This is a genomic window from Photobacterium aquae, assembly GCF_001029445.1.
Classification (GTDB): Bacteria; Pseudomonadota; Gammaproteobacteria; order Enterobacterales; family Vibrionaceae; genus Photobacterium; species Photobacterium aquae.
Map to the genome: position 1 here is coordinate 485,640 of NZ_LDOT01000002.1, position 18,619 is coordinate 504,258.

An 18,619-nucleotide genomic window follows, 5' to 3' on the forward strand; every position below is an offset into this window, starting at 1 on the left:
ACTAAGGACAGACATGATTATTCCCGCATTAGATTTGATTGATGGGCAGGTAGTCCGCCTCTTTCAAGGCGACTATGGCAAGGTCACCGAATACAAGGTCAACCCCGCAGAGCAGTTCAACCTTTACCAACAAGCCGGGGCCGACTGGCTCCACTTGGTTGATCTTACGGGGGCCAAGGATACCAAAGCCCGCCAACTTGACCTGATCCGCAACTTGCTTGCCAGTACTCCGGCCAATATCCAGATCGGGGGGGGCGTACGCTGTGAGCAGGACGTTGCCGATCTGCTTGCCGCAGGGGCGCAGCGCGTGGTGATCGGCTCGACAGCCGTCAAGCAGCCAGACATGGTCAAGGGCTGGATAGAAAAATACGGCCCGGCGCATATCGTGCTTGCTCTTGACGTGAACATTGACCGCGATGGACAACGAAGGGTCGCCGTTTCCGGTTGGCAGGAAGATTCGGGGGTAACCATCGAAGCACTGCTGGATGACTTTCTCACCGTCGGCCTTGAACATGTATTGTGTACCGATATTTCACGCGACGGCACGCTCACCGGATCGAATGTCGCCTTGTACCGTGAGCTTTGCGATCGCTACCCACAGGTACAATTCCAGTCATCGGGCGGCATAGGCTCGTTGGATGATATTGCTGCACTCAAAGGCAGCGGGGTCGCCGGCGTGATTGTCGGCCGGGCCCTACTCGATGGCAAATTTACCGCCGAGCAAGCCTTTGCTTGCTGGGCAGAATAAGGCGGAGGTTCATCATGCTCGCCAAACGCATCATCCCCTGCCTTGACGTCCGTGACGGTCAGGTTGTCAAAGGGGTACAGTTTCGCAATCACGAAATCATCGGTGATATTGTCCCGCTGGCCAAACGCTATGCCGAAGAAGGCGCAGATGAACTGGTCTTTTATGATATCACCGCCTCAAGTGACGGCCGGGTGGTCGACAAAAGCTGGGTCGCCCGCGTCGCAGAGGTGATTGATATTCCGTTCTGTGTTGCCGGCGGGATCCGCTCTGCCGACGATGCCAGCCGGATCCTCCAGTACGGAGCCGACAAGGTCTCCATCAACTCACCAGCACTGGCCGACCCAAGCCTGATCACCCTGTTAGCCGACAAATTCGGGGTACAGTGTATCGTCGTCGGTATCGACTCCTACTTCGATTCGCAAACCGGAAAATATCAGGTCTACCAGTTTACCGGCGATGAAAAGCGCACTCAGGCCACCCGCTGGGAAACCTGCGACTGGGTCAAGGAAGTTCAGCGCCGGGGCGCAGGGGAAATCGTTCTCAATATGATGAACCAAGACGGCGTTCGCAACGGCTATGACCTCGACCAGCTCAATATGGTGCGGGCCGTCTGCCATGTACCACTCATCGCCTCTGGCGGTGCCGGCGAAATGTCCCACTTTGCCGACGCCTTCAATCAAGCCAATGTCGACGGGGCACTGGCGGCTTCGGTGTTCCACAAGCAAATTATCAATATCGGCGAACTGAAACACTACCTGAAACAACAAGACGTGGAGATCCGACTATGAGCCTTGCCAGCCAGATCAATTGGGAAAAAGTCGGCGGATTAGTGCCGGCCATCATTCAGGACAACACCAGCGGCCAAGTCCTGATGCTCGGCTATATGAACGAACAAGCTCTGAGCCAAACACTCGAAACCAAGCAGGTTACCTTCTGGTCTCGAACCAAAAACCGCCTCTGGACCAAAGGGGAAACCTCTGGCAATGTCCTTGCGCTTGAAAGCATCAGCCTTGACTGTGACCAGGATACCCTGCTGGTCACGGTGACGCCGGCAGGGCCAACCTGCCACCTCGGTACCGAAACCTGTTTCGACCACGGCGACACAGCCGCCGCTCAGCCCGCGTTGGTTTTCCTTCATCAACTTGAACAGCTCCTCGCTAGCCGGAAAGAAGCCGATCCCGACTCGTCCTATACCGCAAGCCTCTACGCTCGTGGCACCAAGCGGATTTCGCAGAAGGTTGGCGAAGAAGGCGTTGAAGTCGCGCTGGCGGCAACGTCAGGTGATAAGGCGGAGCTAGTTAGCGAATCTGCCGATTTGATCTACCACTTGCTGGTATTGCTGCAAGATCAGGGATTGTCACTCGCCGATGTCACGGCCAAGCTACAATCCCGCCATCGCTAGACAATCGCGAAACAAAACAGCCCGGCCAAATGGCCGGGCTGTCAATCATCTTCACAGGGCGCTTACACTGCCATTAACGGCCCAGCGCATCTTTGTAGTGAGTACGACAAACGGAGACATAACGATCGTTACCGCCGATCTCAACCTGATCGCCATCAGCAATAGCACGGCCGGTCTCATCTTGACGGATCACCATATTCGCCTTGCGGCCACAGTGGCAGATTGTCTTTAGCTCGACCAATTTATCAGCCCAAGCCAACAGATACTGACTCCCTTCGAAAAGCTCACCACGGAAATCGGAACGCAGCCCGTAACACAATACTGGAATATCAAGCTTATCAACCACTTCCGTTAGCTGGTAAACCTGAGTCTTGGTCAAGAACTGGCATTCGTCAATCAATACGCAGTCAATCTTGCCATCTGCAGCCATACTCTGTAGGCGAACATACAAATCGTCACTATCGCCAAATAATTCGGCTTCTTCTTCCAAACCGATCCGAGAGCTTACTTTGCCCTTGCCAAAACGATCATCAATTGCTGCAGTAAAAATCACCGGTGTCATGCCGCGCTCGCGGTAATTAAACGATGACTGCAACAAGGTGGTCGATTTACCCGCATTCATTGCCGAGTAATAGAAATACATCTGGGCCATTAAGCTTTCCTAGTCGAAGTAGGTTGAGTCAAAAAAACTGCCGTGATGCTACAGAAATCCCCCCAAGATTAAAAGCCGCCGTCTCAAAATCACAGGCATAAAAAAGAGTCTGTATCGCAAATACAGACTCTTTGTCGTTGGTATGTCCAATTATGCTTTGGCTGTTAAATCAGAAGATCTCCGGGATATCCAATACAACACGCTACACATGATGATAAAGGCAACCGTCGCGGCCAAGAAAGCGACCGCCAATGAGTCCGTCGCACCCAGTACAAGAAAACCTATGGTCGATACCAAAGCAATTGACAGCGCATAAGGCAACTGGGTGGAAACGTGGTCGATATGGTGACACCGGGCACCGGTCGAGGACAAAATCGTGGTATCGGATATCGGCGAGCAGTGGTCACCAAATACGGAACCAGCCAATACCGCGCCAAGCATTGGCAGCATCAACATAATATCTGTTGCCGCCGCCAAATCCCCAGCGATTGGCAACATAATACCAAACGTCCCCCACGATGTACCCGTCGCAAACGCCATCACGCCAGCGAGCAAAAATAAAATAGCGGGCAACAACATCGGATCTAGGCTGCCTTCAACCAAGGTCGACAAATATTTGCCTGTTGCCATATCACCGATCACGCTACCGATACTCCACGCAAAGAGTAGGATCAATATTGCACCAAACATCGACTTAGCCCCAATCCACATTGTTGAGACCACATCCCCCATTGCGATACGCTGGCGAAAAATAGGAATTAAGGCAGAGACCAGACCAATAAGTCCACCATATACCAATGACATCCCCACATCGGTATTTTCAAATGCTCCCAATAAGGTAAACGGCAAATCATCGGCGGAAAGTGCTTGGCTACCGGTATAAATCATAAAGAAGAAGGTGGCGATAATCAGAGCAATAATTGGCATCACCAAATCGGAAACTTTACCATTAGCGCTTTCGACAATTTCCAACTCTTCATTTAAATCCTTGGCGCGCTTATCCGCATCCCCTTCATCGAAGCCACGGCAATGACTCGCCTCTAGTTCGTGCTTCTTCATTGGGCCAATATCCAATTGAAACCATGCCACCACAAAAACCATTAACAGGGCAAAAACGGCATAGAAGTTCATTGGGGCCAACTGAAGGAACGCACCTAACGGGGTGTACTCTGTCACACCGTGAGACACTAATATTCCACCAATCAAGGTAATAATATAAGCCCCCCAGCTTGAAGCTGGCATCAATACACACATCGGTGCAGCGGTAGAGTCAAGAATATACGCCAATTTTGCGCGGGATACGTAAAAACGGTCAGTAACAGGGCGAGAAATCGACCCCACGGCAAGACTATTGAAATAATCGTCGACAAAAATGAAGACGCCCAAGAATGCTGCGAGTAGCTTTGCCCCCCGTTTTGTTTTTATCTTGGTTTGTGCCCACTCGGCAAAAGCACGGGTACCGCCTGACAGCGTCAACAACGCCGTTGTCATACCCAATAAAATAAGAAAGGCAACAATGCTCATATTCCAGCTATTAATGCTGCCATCATCGATAAACAACCCTTTTACCGTTGTACCTATATACGATGCGGCCTGTAATGGAGCAAAATCGCTTAACAGTAAGGCACCTAACACAATGCCTACCCCAAGAGAAAATAGGACATGGCGAGTTAATATTGCCAACCCCAACGCAACCAGAGGGGGAATAATCGATACTACCGAATGGGAAAAATCTACTATATTCATGATCTCTACTACAACCGTTCCTGGTTGGAGACCTACTGCGAAACACAACGTCATGTCATGCGTAAAGAGTATAAGGAAGGGAGGGCTATACCCTCGTCCGACTCCACAGTAGCGCTCCATAGTTAATGTCATTATATACTATGGCAGTGTTGCCCCTATTCGGCGACAACCCCAGCAAGCTGGCTTGATAACCCAAAACTCACTTCGGCACTGGCTCCTTTCGTTATCCCTCTTTGGTATCACCCTAAGGCTAACTACTATTAGACAATGCTCCTCTACCTATGGTCTAGGTAAAGTCAATAATACGGAATGGAAATCCAATTGCAACAACGAAGCGTGAAAGATTTAACAATATTGGTGAATAGTTTTGCAGTAGCGATTAAAAAAACATCACACCAGTTCAATCACAACCATGCGATAAGCAACATGTAGCACCGCTTCTTTGGGATCTTGATAACAATTAAGTGGGGTTTACAATTAGCAACAGAATATTACTAATGAGAGTTATCCCCTATTAATAATCATTTTTTTAATTGAAGTATTAAATTTCTATTTGGCTTATCAAGTTCAAAGTATTAATATTGCAATTATAGAATTATTACTGCTATTCTTTTTTTACAGTATTTAGCCAACAGGAAATAACAACATGTCTGATCTAATGAAAGTGCTAACGAATCTTCGTAGTCTTCGCGCACTATCTCGTGAATATACTCTTGAACAACTACAAGAAGCGCTAGAAAAACTAACTACCGTTGTTGAAGAACGCGCAGAGCAAGAACAAGAAGTTCGCGCTAAAGAAGAAGAGCGCAATGAAAAGTTGGCTCAATATCGTGAAATGCTACTTGCTGACGGTATTGACCCAGAAGAACTTCTAGCAACACTATCTAAAGCACCAAAAGCAAAACGCGCTCAGCGTCCTGCTAAATACCGCTTTATTGATGAAAACGGTGAAGAGAAAACTTGGACTGGCCAAGGCCGTACACCAAGTGCACTTAAAAAAGCACTTGATGAAGGTAAATCTCTAGAAGAGTTCGAAATCAAATAATCGACTAATTTATTAAAAACCCGACACATGGTCGGGTTTTTTATTTGCACTATTTAAAATCTATTTCTAAACCTTTGAATTAAAAAGCCAATACGTTAAAGGGATAGCGAATAGATATATATAGCAAAAACTTATCCATATTGAGTAAAAAGCCAGACATCAATGCTGGCTTTTTTTGTTTGAGCTCTAACGAATACTATCAGCCAAGTGACTTACCGCTAAAGCAAAATAGTGTGAGCGATTCCAATGGAGCAGTACTTGGTAATTACCATACACCAAATATGCTCTACCATGTCTATCATCTGGTTGAATAAGCCAGGCTTTTATATCTACCTTCGGCAAATCCGTTCCATTTAAACGACGAACACCTAGCGATTCCCATTCGGCAAGAGAACGTCCTTTATCTTTATCGATTCCCATAAGGGCACTATCAATGTTCTCAGGCAATTTAACCTGTCGGCCCCAGGTATATTGATCGTTCCATCCTTCCTGATGAAGATAATTAGCTGCAGAAGCAAATACATCGGCTTGGGTTTTCCAAATATCAATCTTATCATCGCTATTACCATCAACGGCATAGGTCAGAAAAGAGGTTGGCATGAACTGTGGTTGTCCCATTGCCCCCGCCCATGAGCCTTTCATCTCTTGTGGTTCGATATGGCCGGCATCCAATATTTCCAAGGCTGCCATTACCTGCTTGCGGAAAAATGCTTCCCGGCGGCCTTCATAAGCCATCGTTGATAATGCTTCAATCACATTATAATTTCCGGTTAAGCGTCCGAAATTACTTTCCACACCCCACAAAGCAACAATAAAACGTGGCTGCACACCGTATTTCTTTCCGATGTCATCAAGCACACTTTTATGCTTCTGGTATAAATCGCGAGCCTGCTTCACTTTCCAAGCCGGTACTGCACGAGGAATATATTCATCGAGCGTTAATTTTTTCTCCGGCTGATTTTTATCCGCCTTGACTGCGCGCTCTACAAACTCAATGCCATCAAAAGCCGTATTGAGGATTGGTTCTGAAATTCCATTTTCCCGGGCTTCGGCTTTTAGCCCTTCAACATATTGATCAAATTCAGTATCTGCCGCCGAAGCAACAGATGTCAGTCCTAATCCTAAGGCCACTAAGGCCGATACCAATCGCTTTTGCATAATTTACCCTTGGCTTTTGGCAGCCTTGTCAGCCTTGTACATCTCAAGCAAGTTCGGTACCGGCGGCGGTACTTGCAAGTAATAACCCGGCGCAACCAATGCTGCTCTTACTTTCTCTATATCCGCTTGTGCCAGTTTCCGTCTTTCGTCTAGCTTAATCACCATCACGAACTGCGGGGTTCCAAATGTCGACATCAACGCATCCGGCACAGACGAAAAGTCATCCTTCTTACTGATATATAAGTAGGTACTGTCTTTTTTCGGACTTCTATAAATTGCACACAACATGCTTTGCATAACCTTTACGATAATTATCTATTATGACCGCAGAATCCATCAATCATTCCCAGCCAGCCCTATTCCCGCTTCCAAACTCGCAAAACACGATGAGATACGGCTCCGAATTTGCAACCTTAGGGCAAGGATAGCTTGCTGATATACGGTTTGGAATATAACATGCTAGGTATCTCGAGATAACGTACCCAACCGGCTAATTTAGCGACAGTCATCCTGATACCTCATGACAAAAACAGCAGAACTAAAGGGAGGCTCCTTTACCCTCTCTGCCCTCCACTTGGTGGATGGTGACATCCAAAAAGCCGCCGACTTCCTAAAACAGAAAGTTGAGCAGGCACCTCATTTTTTCACGGCAGCTCCGGTTGTCATTGACGTCAGCCAAGCTGGCGAAAATATCGATTTTAATGAATTAAATCAACGTATTCGTCAAGCTGGTGTCATTCCTGTCGGTATTAGTGGCTGCAAAGGCAACATTCAGCGCGAACAGGCCAAAGAGGCGGGCTTCGCAATTATGAATGCCGCACGCCATACCAAAGCGACAGAAACCGCAGAAACCGTTACCATGGAACCGACGCGGATCATTACCAATCCCGTGCGTTCAGGCCAACAAGTGTATGCCAAGAACTGTGATCTTGTTGTCATGAGCCATATTAGTGCAGGGGCAGAAATTATCGCTGATGGCTGCATCCATATCTATGGCACCTTACGCGGACGTGCGATTGCCGGGGCCAATGGGCAACCCAATGCGAAAATTTTTTGCCATAACCTACAACCAGAACTAATCTCGATTGCTGGGAATTACTGGTTAAGTGACAATATTCAGGACGAATTTTGGGGTAAGCAAGTCGTTATCTCACTCGCTGACAGTAATTTGAACATAGAGCCTCTCGCTCTATAACGTTTAATAAGGAATTAATGATGGCACGTATTATCGTTGTTACCTCAGGAAAAGGTGGCGTTGGTAAGACTACCTCTAGTGCAGCCATTGCTTCGGGCCTGGCCATTCTTGGCAAAAAGACCGCTGTAATTGACTTTGATATCGGCTTGCGCAACCTCGATTTAATCATGGGTTGTGAACGCCGTGTCGTTTATGATTTTGTTAACGTGATCAATGGTGAAGCTACGCTGAACCAGGCCATGATCAAAGATAAGCGTGTTGACAACCTCTATGTTCTGCCTGCATCTCAAACCCGAGATAAAGAAGCGCTGAACAAAGAAGGGGTCGGCCGTATTCTTGATGAACTAAAAGAAATGGACTTCGAGTTCATTATCTGTGACTCACCAGCCGGTATCGAAACCGGTGCCCTGATGGCACTGTACTTTGCCGATGAAGCCATCGTTACAACCAATCCGGAAGTGTCTTCTGTACGCGACTCAGATCGTATCCTTGGCATTCTTGATTCTAAGTCACGCCGGGCCGAACAATCCTTGGATCCAGTAAAGACTCATCTTCTACTTACCCGCTACAACCCAGCCCGCGTGACACTGGGTGAAATGCTGAGTGTTGGCGATGTAGAAGAGATCCTACGCATACCGCTAGTAGGGGTTATCCCTGAGAGCCAAGCCGTACTCAACGCCTCCAACAAAGGCGAGCCAGTCATCTTCGACAAAGAGTCAGATGCTGGTATGGCTTATGCAGATATGGTCGCCCGCCTACTTGGCGAGGAGCGTCCTTTCCGTTTTCTTGAAGAAGAGAAAAAAGGGTTCCTTAAACGACTGTTCGGAGGGTAATACAATATGGCACTGTTAGAGTTTTTCCGTCCCAAGAAACCGACGACAGCCAGTGTTGCCAAAGAGCGGCTGCAAATTATTGTTGCGGAACGCCGCTCTGCCAATCAGGGTGCACCAAGCTATTTGCCTCAGCTGAAGCAAGACATACTGGAAGTCATTCAAAAGTATGTTGCTATCAGCCCGGATCAGGTTACGGTCAACCTAGACCAGCGAGAAGAAGATCTCTCGGTACTAGAGTTAAACGTCACCCTGCCCGATGACGACAAATAAAACAAAGCCCCGCTTCTGCGGGGCTGTGTTTATCTGATACGGCGAACTGACATATCCATCAGTTACTGGCTATTGTCCAGTAATGGCAGTACCTTTGCCTCGAACAACGGTTGACGCCAGTTTTTGAGCATCTCCGGGCGAAGGGCTTCCGCACGGTCTTTGTTCCATGCCCAACTGATCAGCTGGTTAATCTGTTTTTTTGATGCCAACAGTTCTGGCAACAGGCCTGTTTGCTCCTGTACTTCCGCCACAACATCTTTGAGTGCCTTGACCGTCTGCTTATAACGCGGGTGATCAACCAAACGGGTGATCTTCTCCGGGTAGTGTTCGGCAGCCATGTCCTCGACATCAAACACCATCTTGATCAAACGGCTTCCATGGCGCTGTATTTCCATGCTGTCAAAGCCTTCTTTTTCCATAACGGCTTTGGACTTGATGCCCAACCGAGCCAGCTTCCAAATATTCAGCTCCTTAACGACGAAGTTCAAAGCCAAGTCACGCTTGCGCGCCTCAAGCATCCGCCACTTTGCTGCCTGCTGCAGCACAGCCAGTTGCTTCGGATTGAGCATCCAGGCGTTCTTCACGTCCAAATAAGCACGCTCAGGATCAGCCGACTTCATCCGCTTTAGCATCTGGCTGGCGCATTCCTGCTCAAGAGCCTCTGCCCACCCACGCGCTTCAACCTGCGGCAACAAAGCCTCGTAAAGCGGCAGCAGGTAAAATACATCGGCTGCGGCATAATCAAGCTGCTTGTCAGTCAACGGACGAGCCAACCAGTTGGTTCTCGCTTCGCCCTTGTCGAGCTCTACGCCAAGAAAATCCTTCACCAAGGTGCCAAATCCAGCCGAAACGCCATAGCCTAAAAATGCCGCCATGATCTGAGTATCAACCATAGGCACAGGCAGACAGCCCGCATAATGCTGGAACACCTCAAGATCTTCACCACAAGCATGAAGCACCTTCACCACCGACTGATCGCGAAGCAAATCCCATAGCGGCTCAAGATCATCAATAGCCAGCGGGTCAATCAGAGCGAGGTTATCGCCATCAAACAGCTGTACCAATCCCAATTTTGGATACAAGGTACGGGTACGGACAAATTCGGTATCCAGCATCACTACCGGCTTCTTTCGAGCCTGGCCACAAACGGTTTCCAAGCGCGCTGCGCTGGTAATAATTTCAAAATTCACGGTTATCTCACCAATAAAATGCCGGCTTACTGCCGGCATTAGTTATTCAAATTCCAGTTCGTTAGGCCTGCTCGGACGACGTCTTGTCAGCTTCCTCGCGCAAGGCTCTGCGAAGGATCTTACCCACATTGGTCTTTGGCAGTTCCTCGCGGAACTCGATAATTTTAGGCACCTTGTAGCCTGTCAGGTGTTCGCGGCAGTGCTCCAGCAAGTCCTCACGAGTCAAGCTGATATCGCGTTTAACCACACAAATCTTCACAATTTCGCCAGACACTTCATGCGGCTCACCAATCGCGGCCACTTCCAGTACCTTGTCGTGCAACGCAACCACATCTTCGATCTCGTTCGGGTACACATTGAAGCCCGACACCAAGATCATGTCCTTCTTGCGATCGACGATATGCAAGAAGCCCTCGTCGTCAAAGCGGACAATATCACCCGTCGACAACCAGCCTTCGTCATTCAGGACTTCCTTGGTTGCCTCCGGACGCTGCCAGTAACCACGCATCACTTGAGGGCCACGAACCTGTAGTTCGCCAGTCTGGTCATTGCCTAGGACGTTGCCTTCATCATCAACCATACGAACTTCGGTCGATGGAACTGGCAAGCCAATAGAGCCATTATAGTCAACCAAGTCGTAAGGGTAAGCGGCCACCAGCGGCGAACACTCGGTCAAGCCGTAGCCTTCCAGCAGGTAGTTACCGGTGATCTGCTTCCATTTTTCGGCCACGGCACGCTGTACCGCCATGCCACCGCCAACAGAAAGGCGGAGATTGCTAAAATCAATCTCGTGGAAATCCTCGTTGTTCACCAAGGCATTGAACAGGGTATTAACCCCTGTGATCGCGGTGAATGGGTAACGCTGAAGTTCTTTGACAAACGTCGGGATATCGCGCGGGTTGGTGATCAGCAGGTTGCGACCGCCCATTTCGATAAACAACAGGCAGTTTACGGTCAAGGCAAAGACATGATATAGCGGCAATGCCGTTACGATCATTTCACGCCCCTCGGTCAGCACAGGGCCATAAGCCCCTTTGGCCTGCATCAAGTTAGCCAGCATGTTGCGATGGCTAAGAACGGCACCTTTGGCTACACCGGTTGTTCCGCCCGTATACTGCAAGAACGCCATGTCATCGCCAGACATGAACGGTTTCACATACTGCATGCGACGGCCCTTGCGCAGTGCCATTCGCAATGAGGTGGCATGCGGAAGATTGTATTTCGGCACCATCTTCTTGATGTATTTCACCACGAAGTTCACCAAAGTGCCCTTCGGACGAGACAGCTGATCGCCCAGACTGGTCAGAACAACGTGCTCGACGCCGGTGTTCTTAACAACAGTTTCAAGGGTATGGGCAAAGTTAGAGACAATCACAATCGCTTTGGCGCCGGAGTCATTCAACTGATGCTCAAGCTCGCGCGGCGTGTACAGCGGATTGACGTTAACCACCACACAGCCAGCACGCAAAATACCAAACAGCGCAATCGGATATTGCAACAAATTCGGCATCATCACGGCAACACGGTCGCCCTTTTGCAGATTCAGCTCATTTTGCAGGTAGGCGGCGAATGCACGGCTACGCTCTTCCAGCTTACGGAAGGTCATTACCTGACCCATATTGATGAACGCCGTTTGGTCGGCATACTTCTGAACAGACTGCTCAAACATTTCAACCAAAGACGGATAGAGATCCGGGTTGATCTCAGCCGGTACATCTTCCGGATAGCGGTTAAGCCAAACCTTATCCACTTGCACTCTCCTTATATATCATGGCGCAAGGCCAATACTGCATGGCAACGGTCAGGCACAAGGACATGCCGACAACAATTACCACACAGTCAACAATTAACTTACATTCGGTTCAAAAACCGAATTCTTCATATTCGAACGAAACAATATAATCTGCTCGGCCACCCGTTCAGGGCTTTCCAGATGGCAATGGTGGCCGCCCGGCACCTCATGCTGGATCAACGTCGGCCAATCCGGCAAGCGGCCAGACTGCCCCTTCAACGATGCAAAGCCACTTTGCCCAACAATAGACAAAACCGGGCATGACAGTGATAAGACATAAGCCGCTGCCTGCTCCTCTCCCATTCGATACAGAGAATCGCAACGCAGACGCGGATCATGACGCCAGAACCAACGCCCCCCATCATTGTATGTACCCCGTTCAACCAACGGCCGCACTTGCTCCGGTGACAGGCCATTGATCTGACAACGCAACCGCACAGCCAGCTCAAGGTCGGGCATGGTTCGAGGGAGTCTTGCTTGCCGAAGGCGAAAGCGCTGTCGGCTCTCGATCCCCTGCCTTAACCTCAATACCGCATTCTGTGGTGATTCAGATAACGGAGCCAATCCTTCAAGCAGCACAGCCCCATCCACCCGCTCAGGAAACGCCGCAGCATAGCAAACTGAGACCAATGCGCCCAATGAATGCCCGAGCAATACCACACGGTTGCTCGGCAGCGCGTCAACAACCAGTGCCAGATCATCGATATAGTCAACAAAATGGTAATAGTTGTCCGAGCTCCGGTGCGAGGACAAACCATGCCCAGGCCAATCCAGTGCTACAAGGTAGTAGTCATCAACCAGTAACGGAAAGAGCGGAGTAAAACTGGCGGCATTATCCTGCCAGCCATGCAGCAGCAAAAGAACCGGTTTATCGAGCCCTCGTGGGGCCCCGCCGCCATCAGTCAGCCAGCTTGGGGGAAATGAGCACAACCCATGTAGGGATGCTCCCGCCAATCCTAGCGTGAACGGTGACATTGTGCCTCCGTTACTCAAGGCGTGACCCGCTCGCGTACTTCACCTCGGGAATAACCGCCATACCAGGTATTTTGGCGACAGTGAACCCCAAAGCAAGGCGGGAAACGGTCAAAATCATCAATCCATATTTCCTGCTTCACAGTCCACAGCTTAGTGCCTGTGGCAGAGACGACCGGATAGGTATAGTCGTACTCCCCGACTTTCCCTTGCTCCTTACCCTGCACTTTACCGGCAACCGTGATCAGCCTGCCGGGCTGGTACTCCATCGGCTCAAGAAAGCCATCGACATAGGCTACAAACCTCGACTGAGGCTTGCTTTTTATCTTAGGGCGAGCATCACTGCCAATCGGTACGGCAACGATTTCAAGCCGTGTTTGACTCTGACCGTTACTGATAGCCGCAATAATACCGCCAAGGCGTACATCCTGGCCGGCAGATTGTTGAATCTGGCCTTCAAGGTCACGAATATCACTGATTGGGGCCGGTGATTCTGTTACCAGCGCCTCTGGGATCGAGGCGCAGCCTACCATAAACGTACTAACCAGCCCAACAATAAGCTTTCTAAACATCCTTATCTCCTTGGTAATTGGCGAAGATCCAAGCAGCCCAGCGACTAGCAACAAATTATCGATTTATTCCCCTACCGCATCAAACATAGACATCCACCCCAACCATAGCCGAAAGCTCATCCCGCCGCTGTTGGTTCATCACCCCAAGATAAGAGGAGACGGCCTCGTGGCCTTTTCCTTGCGGCTGATCATACTGAATATGCCCGCGGGCTTCTTCAATAAGCGAGGGATCCCTCACTGTCTGGGCGACAGCACGGGCGACCTCTGTCGGTTGGCTGGGCGTTTGCGACGACGACACCGGCTTCGAGCGCGGTGATGACTGCGGAAGAGTAACGGGGAGGCGATGAATCGAGACCATATGAAATTCCAGTGTCAAATGGACCAATGCCGCCTCAGCGGGGCTGGGCCGGCGACTCGTATGGCAAACGGCATCATAAGATGCCGTTTTCTTGCCTGACTATATATGACAGGTACCTAACCGAGATAAAGGGAATTACTCACGTCCCGGCAGCTTTTTCCATGTTACGGTATCGCGCAGGTAAACCGGGCTTGCAAGTTCGGCCGCAACAGTTTCTCCACGCGCCAGTGCATATTTAGCCAAGTGTACCATATCCGCAGAATCTGGATACAGAACAGTACCTTGCTCCATTTTTGCAGGAATACTCGCTAATGCCTCGGCATAACTTTCCCAGCCCGTACCGGCACAGGTCCAAATACCCTCTGCCGCACCAAGCTGCTCGGCCAATGTGGCAGGCTTGATCACCTGCTCGGCACCGATAACCTGCCAATCACCGTCTGCCTGACGAAGGTATTGCCCCCAGTAGATTTCATCCATCCGCGCATCAATGGCGGTGAATACCTGTTCTGACTGATGGATCCGATACGTACCTTGGGCCATTGCCGCCAAGGTTGAAATGCCCAGCATTGGCAGATCGGCACCAAATGCCAAGCCCTGCGCAATACCAATTCCAATACGCACCCCGGTAAAGCTACCAGGGCCACGGCCAAACGCCAGAGCATCCAGCTGACTCAGGGTCAAACCGCCCTCGGCCAGAACCTCATCGACCATTGGTAGGATCTTGGTGGTATGCTCGCGCGGTGCATATTCGCAACGAGAAATCACATCATCGCCCACAAGCAGGGCAACGGAACAATTTTCAGTAGCAGTATCAACTGCAAGGATTTTGTTGCTCATTCAAGCCTCAGTGTGCTGTTCCTCAGTGTCCTCGGGCTCTTGTTGGCCATTCACTGAAGATAGAAACTGCCCGACACGCCCCACGTCACGAGTACGGGGGATCGCTGGCAGGCTTTGTAAAAACACCGACCCGTACGGGCGGGTGACTAAACGGTTGTCGCAGATCACTAATGCCCCTTTATCCTGCGTATCGCGGATCAATCGGCCAACCCCCTGTTTGAGGGTGATCACCGCGTCAGGGATCTGGACCTGCGAGAAGGGATCACCACCACGCAGGCGGCAATCTTCTATTCGTGCTTTCAGCAGCGGGTCATCCGGTGCTGTAAACGGTAATTTATCAATGATAACACAGCTTAGGGCCTGTCCTCTAACATCGACCCCCTCCCAGAACGCACCGGTCGCAATAAGCAGCGCATCCCCTAAGGCCAGGTATTCTTCCAGAAGTTTCTGCTTGGTCGTTTCGCCCTGGGCCAGCACCGGCAACGCCAATGCCGCCCGGAACCCTTCTGCCAGCTCACGTACCATCTGGTGCGAAGTACACAAAAAGAAACAGCGCCCGTTGTTAGCCGTGATCACCGGAGCCAGCAATGCCACCAGCCGGTCAGCTATCCCAAAGCTATTGGGTTCAGGAAGAAAACGGGGGACGCAGAGCAATGCCTGCTGCTGGTAATCGAACGGGCTGTCCAACGAAAACTGTCGTTTGGGCGCCAACCCAAGACGCTCGCTAAAATGGCTGAAGTCATCATTGACCGCCAGCGTCGCCGAGGTAAAGATCCATGCCCCGCCCTGCTCGCTGATCTGCTCGTGAAATTTATCGGCAACTGACAGCGGCGTAATATGTAAGCTGAAATGGCGCGGCGTGCATTCGTACCAATAGGAATACCCGGTAATGGTGGTATCACACACCCGCTCGAGCCTCGCCTTGAGCAGGGTCGCCCGCTCGAAGGCCGCATCCAGCAACTGGCTACGACCCAGCGCCAACTTGAGCACCTCATGGGTCAGCTCTAAGGCATCTTTCAGGCGGGTGATCTCGCGCTGGATGGCCGGGCTATTAACCACCTCGCGCCAATTGCCGCGGAACCCCGGCTCGCCAAGCACAATACGCAGATCCGACGCCGACTGGTGCAACCGCTCGGCCGTCTTTTGCAGCTGGCGCATATCCTTGGCTTCCGTCCGGTAGCCAATCTCAATATCCTTGGCCAGATCCTGGAGCTGGCGACTCGACAAACTCTGGCCAAAATACTGGCTGGCAATATCCGGCAACTGATGGGCTTCGTCAAAAATGAACACATCGGCTTCGGGGATCAGCTCGCCAAAACCGGTCTCCTTGATGGCCAAATCGGCCAAGAACAAATGGTGGTTGACGACAACCACATCGGCTTCCATCGCCCGGCGCCGGGCCTTGACGACAAAGCAGTCCTCATAGGACGGGCATTCCCGGCCCAGGCAGTTGTCATTGTTCGAGGTGATCAACGGGATAACCGGGCTATCCTCGGCAATATCGGCGCACTCGCCCAAATCGCCCGTCTTGGTCGAAGATGACCAGCTACGCACTTGCACCATCTGGCCAAGCTGCTTGGGATCCGTATGCACACCGTGGCTTTCGGTGATCTGGCGGCTCATCCGGTCGAGGCACAGATAGTTGCTCCGCCCCTTGAGCAAGGCGACCCGGCCACTAAAGCCCAGCGCATCTTTCATCAAAGGGAGATCACGATGGAACAGCTGATCCTGAAGGTTCTTAGAACCGGTGGAAATGATGGTTTTCTTGCCGCTGACCAGCGCCGGCACCAAGTACGCAAAGGTTTTGCCCGTACCCGTACCGGCCTCTACGACCAACTGGCCGTCGGACTGAATAGCATCGGCGACCGCTTCGGCCATGTCTATCTGGGGCTGGCGGGCCTGAAAACCAGGAATGGCTTTGTCCAACGCACCGCCGGCGGCAAAAAACTTCGCAATCATCATTCTAAGACTATGGGGTTATCGAACCGCTCATTATGCCAATATTCCATCAGGGCGACCATGTTTAATTGCCAGTCCCCCTGAAGGGCATTTAGGCTTTGACCCCGCTTCCAATCCGCGGTAAATAACTAGTTCCCCCCGATGCGCCGACGATGGACACACTCGCTCGGATCAGTAACGGTAACGATATACGTTCAAGGAAGATCATTTATGGAAAAGAAAACCCTGTTGACAGATTGCCCGGATGCGATGGGACTGATCAGCAAAATCACCAACATTTGCTACAAGCACCAGCTCAACATCATCCACAACCGCGAATTTGTCGACAATACCTACAATCGGTTCTTCATGCGTACCGAACTTGAAGGGTATTTCAATGACAAGACCTTCCTGCTGGATCTCGACCACGCCCTGCCAACAGGCAGTCGACGCCACCTGATCGGCCCTGAACGCAAGCGGGTTGTTATCATGGTCACCAAGGAAGCCCATTGCCTCGGCGATATTCTTGTCAAGGTTCTCGACGGCACCCTTAACATCGATATTGCCGCCATTGTCGGAAACTACGATGACCTGTCCGATCTTTCAGAGAAGTTTGGCGTTCCCTACCACTTCGTCAGCCACGATGGCCTCACCCGCGAGGAACACGAAGAAGCCCTGCTAGCAGTCATTGAGCCCTACCAGCCCCACTACGTGGTTCTGGCAAAGTACATGCGGATTCTGTCGCCATCTTTTGTCAGCAAGTTCCCCAATAAAATCATCAATATCCACCATAGCTTCCTCCCTGCTTTCATCGGTGCCAAACCATACCAGCAAGCCTACGAGCGCGGGGTGAAAATCATTGGGGCAACCGCCCACTTCGTCACCAACGATCTCGACGAAGGACCGATCATTACTCAGAATGTCATCCCGGTTGATCACAACTTCAATGCCGCAGACATGGCCAAGGCCGGGCGAGATGTCGAAAAATCTGTCCTCAGCAAGGCGCTAGGACTGGTCACCGACGACAAAGTCTTTGTCTACGCCAACCGGACTGTAGTGCTGTAAGCAGATAGATAGACAGAAGGAAACAGCAGGTATTCATGCTCGTCCCAGCCAGCGGCGGGACAAGCATGATCGAAAGAGATTATTCGGCTTCGCTCGCAATCACGTCCTTGAGCGAGCAAGGGTGGAGCTTGATACAAACACCATCGTGCTTGAATGCAAATGTCGGGTTGGCCAACCGCTCTTTTTCACCCGCCGGACTGCTTGCCTTTATTTTAACGTTCAGAGCATACAATTCGTTCCAACACTGTGCCAACGACGGAAAAGTCTCTTCCAAATCTACCTTGAGCCCATCTGTCGTGGCTGCCGTCGATGGCACGACAAACTCCAGATGTTCCCAGCCTTCTGAGGGATATTGCTTGCTTCCCGGATAAGGCAATTCCAGAGCTTCGACTTGCCAAGACCCAACTTGCAATGGCTCGCGCAGGCCAATCACCACTATCGGTCGGCCGTTGATTTCGGTGTTCGACCACTCTTCGCCATAGGCCAACCAAGCCTTGTGAAGCCGCTCAGCACAGTCCCAGTCATTGACCCTCAAGGCAATGTGGTCGGCCTGATAGTCATCCAGTGTCAGCCCAAGTTTTTCAGCTAAAGCCTCAATTCTCGCCGCAAAATCCGGCAATGCATCTATCATCTGCTCAGGAAGCAACCCTTTTTCTTCGAGCTTCTGCATGTATTTTCTCCAGTTTTTACTGCCTAGCGGTTGAACGCATAATTATCCACAGTTTAACTATTTGTGACAGCCCTTATTGATGGTGGCAAAGGCCTTGTACTCTCTTGGATTGTGCATATTTTTCGAGCTACGATACTTATTTAAAAAAAAACGCAATCTATCGCCTTTACACCTTG

Annotated in this window: 20 protein-coding genes and 1 riboswitch; of the genes, 8 read left to right on the forward strand and 12 right to left on the reverse strand. The window is 50.6% G+C overall.

All coding sequences use genetic code 11. The annotated features are described in order from the left end of the window. Nucleotides 1-13: 13 nt before the first annotated feature. Genes hisA through hisIE form a run of 3 tightly spaced genes read left to right on the forward strand, consistent with a single transcriptional unit; the run spans nucleotide 14 to nucleotide 2,150 of the window. Nucleotides 14-748, forward strand: a complete 735-nt coding sequence (gene hisA / locus ABT56_RS02790; protein ID WP_047877301.1) for a 1-(5-phosphoribosyl)-5-[(5-phosphoribosylamino)methylideneamino]imidazole-4-carboxamide isomerase — start codon at nucleotides 14-16, stop codon at nucleotides 746-748. A gap of 14 nt (nucleotides 749-762) precedes the next feature. After that, nucleotides 763-1,536, forward strand: a complete 774-nt coding sequence (gene hisF, locus ABT56_RS02795) for an imidazole glycerol phosphate synthase subunit HisF (protein ID WP_047877302.1) — start codon at nucleotides 763-765, stop codon at nucleotides 1,534-1,536. Beyond that, complete coding sequence (gene hisIE / locus ABT56_RS02800; RefSeq protein ID WP_047877303.1) at nucleotides 1,533-2,150, forward strand: bifunctional phosphoribosyl-AMP cyclohydrolase/phosphoribosyl-ATP diphosphatase HisIE; 618 nt, start codon at nucleotides 1,533-1,535, stop codon at nucleotides 2,148-2,150. Before hisF ends, hisIE begins: the two co-directional genes overlap by 4 nt. A 73-nt stretch (nucleotides 2,151-2,223) precedes the next feature. On the opposite strand, the gene ABT56_RS02805 is transcribed toward hisIE, so the two are convergent. After that, complete coding sequence (locus ABT56_RS02805) at nucleotides 2,224-2,802, reverse strand: thymidine kinase (protein ID WP_047877304.1); 579 nt, start codon at nucleotides 2,800-2,802, stop codon at nucleotides 2,224-2,226. Nucleotides 2,803-2,952: 150 nt separating this feature from the next. Beyond that, on the reverse strand, nucleotides 2,953-4,548 hold the full coding sequence (locus ABT56_RS02810; protein WP_047877305.1) for a Na+/H+ antiporter NhaC family protein: 1,596 nt from the start codon (nucleotides 4,546-4,548) through the stop codon (nucleotides 2,953-2,955). A 101-nt stretch (nucleotides 4,549-4,649) separates the two neighbouring features. Then, a riboswitch (Lysine riboswitch) is annotated at nucleotides 4,650-4,834 on the reverse strand. A 360-nt stretch (nucleotides 4,835-5,194) separates the two neighbouring features. On the opposite strand from ABT56_RS02810, the gene ABT56_RS02815 reads away from it, so the two are divergent. Further along, nucleotides 5,195-5,593, forward strand: a complete 399-nt coding sequence (locus ABT56_RS02815; RefSeq protein ID WP_047877306.1) for an H-NS family histone-like protein — start codon at nucleotides 5,195-5,197, stop codon at nucleotides 5,591-5,593. Nucleotides 5,594-5,779: 186 nt separating this feature from the next. Here ABT56_RS02815 and ABT56_RS02820 read toward each other — a convergent pair whose 3' ends face one another. Next, nucleotides 5,780-6,751 (reverse strand): lytic murein transglycosylase, encoded by a 972-nt coding sequence (locus ABT56_RS02820; RefSeq protein WP_047877307.1) that lies wholly within the window; start codon nucleotides 6,749-6,751, stop codon nucleotides 5,780-5,782. A gap of 3 nt (nucleotides 6,752-6,754) precedes the next feature. Beyond that, nucleotides 6,755-7,039, reverse strand: coding sequence for a YcgL domain-containing protein (locus tag ABT56_RS02825; protein ID WP_047877519.1), 285 nt, complete (start codon nucleotides 7,037-7,039; stop codon nucleotides 6,755-6,757). Nucleotides 7,040-7,271: 232 nt separating this feature from the next. On the opposite strand from ABT56_RS02825, the gene minC reads away from it, so the two are divergent. The 3 genes from minC to minE are packed head-to-tail and all read left to right on the forward strand — an operon-like array spanning nucleotide 7,272 to nucleotide 9,049. Beyond that, a complete protein-coding gene (gene minC, locus ABT56_RS02830; RefSeq protein WP_047877308.1) occupies nucleotides 7,272-7,946 on the forward strand; it encodes a septum site-determining protein MinC in 675 nt (224 codons plus the stop codon). Between the two features lie 20 nt (nucleotides 7,947-7,966). Next, entirely contained in the window at nucleotides 7,967-8,779 is an 813-nt protein-coding gene (minD, locus tag ABT56_RS02835) for a septum site-determining protein MinD (protein WP_047877309.1), read from the forward strand. Nucleotides 8,780-8,785: 6 nt separating this feature from the next. Then, nucleotides 8,786-9,049, forward strand: coding sequence for a cell division topological specificity factor MinE (gene minE / locus ABT56_RS02840; protein WP_047877310.1), 264 nt, complete (start codon nucleotides 8,786-8,788; stop codon nucleotides 9,047-9,049). Between the two features lie 62 nt (nucleotides 9,050-9,111). On the opposite strand, the gene rnd is transcribed toward minE, so the two are convergent. The 7 genes from rnd to ABT56_RS02875 all read right to left on the reverse strand — a co-directional run bounded on the left by rnd (nucleotide 9,112) and on the right by ABT56_RS02875 (nucleotide 16,729). Beyond that, entirely contained in the window at nucleotides 9,112-10,239 is a 1,128-nt protein-coding gene (gene rnd / locus ABT56_RS02845) for a ribonuclease D (RefSeq protein WP_047877520.1), read from the reverse strand. 61 nt (nucleotides 10,240-10,300) lie between these two features. Continuing rightward, nucleotides 10,301-11,989: a long-chain-fatty-acid--CoA ligase FadD gene (gene fadD / locus ABT56_RS02850; RefSeq protein WP_047877311.1), complete on the reverse strand. Its 1,689-nt coding sequence runs from the start codon at nucleotides 11,987-11,989 to the stop codon at nucleotides 10,301-10,303. Between the two features lie 96 nt (nucleotides 11,990-12,085). After that, nucleotides 12,086-13,006 (reverse strand): alpha/beta fold hydrolase, encoded by a 921-nt coding sequence (locus tag ABT56_RS02855; RefSeq protein ID WP_047877312.1) that lies wholly within the window; start codon nucleotides 13,004-13,006, stop codon nucleotides 12,086-12,088. 14 nt (nucleotides 13,007-13,020) lie between these two features. Further along, nucleotides 13,021-13,575 (reverse strand): Slp family lipoprotein, encoded by a 555-nt coding sequence (locus ABT56_RS02860; protein WP_047877313.1) that lies wholly within the window; start codon nucleotides 13,573-13,575, stop codon nucleotides 13,021-13,023. A gap of 79 nt (nucleotides 13,576-13,654) precedes the next feature. Continuing rightward, nucleotides 13,655-13,933 carry a hypothetical protein gene (locus ABT56_RS02865; RefSeq protein WP_047877314.1) on the reverse strand — a complete coding sequence of 93 codons (279 nt, stop codon included), beginning with the start codon at nucleotides 13,931-13,933 and terminating at the stop codon, nucleotides 13,655-13,657. Between the two features lie 135 nt (nucleotides 13,934-14,068). Continuing rightward, nucleotides 14,069-14,770: a tRNA (adenosine(37)-N6)-threonylcarbamoyltransferase complex dimerization subunit type 1 TsaB gene (tsaB, locus tag ABT56_RS02870; RefSeq protein WP_047877315.1), complete on the reverse strand. Its 702-nt coding sequence runs from the start codon at nucleotides 14,768-14,770 to the stop codon at nucleotides 14,069-14,071. Beyond that, nucleotides 14,771-16,729 (reverse strand): DNA repair helicase YoaA, encoded by a 1,959-nt coding sequence (locus tag ABT56_RS02875; RefSeq protein WP_047877521.1) that lies wholly within the window; start codon nucleotides 16,727-16,729, stop codon nucleotides 14,771-14,773. Between the two features lie 210 nt (nucleotides 16,730-16,939). On the opposite strand from ABT56_RS02875, the gene purU reads away from it, so the two are divergent. Next, on the forward strand, nucleotides 16,940-17,773 hold the full coding sequence (gene purU, locus ABT56_RS02880) for a formyltetrahydrofolate deformylase (protein WP_047877316.1): 834 nt from the start codon (nucleotides 16,940-16,942) through the stop codon (nucleotides 17,771-17,773). Nucleotides 17,774-17,852: 79 nt separating this feature from the next. Here purU and ABT56_RS02885 read toward each other — a convergent pair whose 3' ends face one another. Further along, a complete protein-coding gene (locus ABT56_RS02885; protein WP_047877317.1) occupies nucleotides 17,853-18,443 on the reverse strand; it encodes a VOC family protein in 591 nt (196 codons plus the stop codon). Between the last annotated feature and the right edge of the window lie 176 nt (nucleotides 18,444-18,619).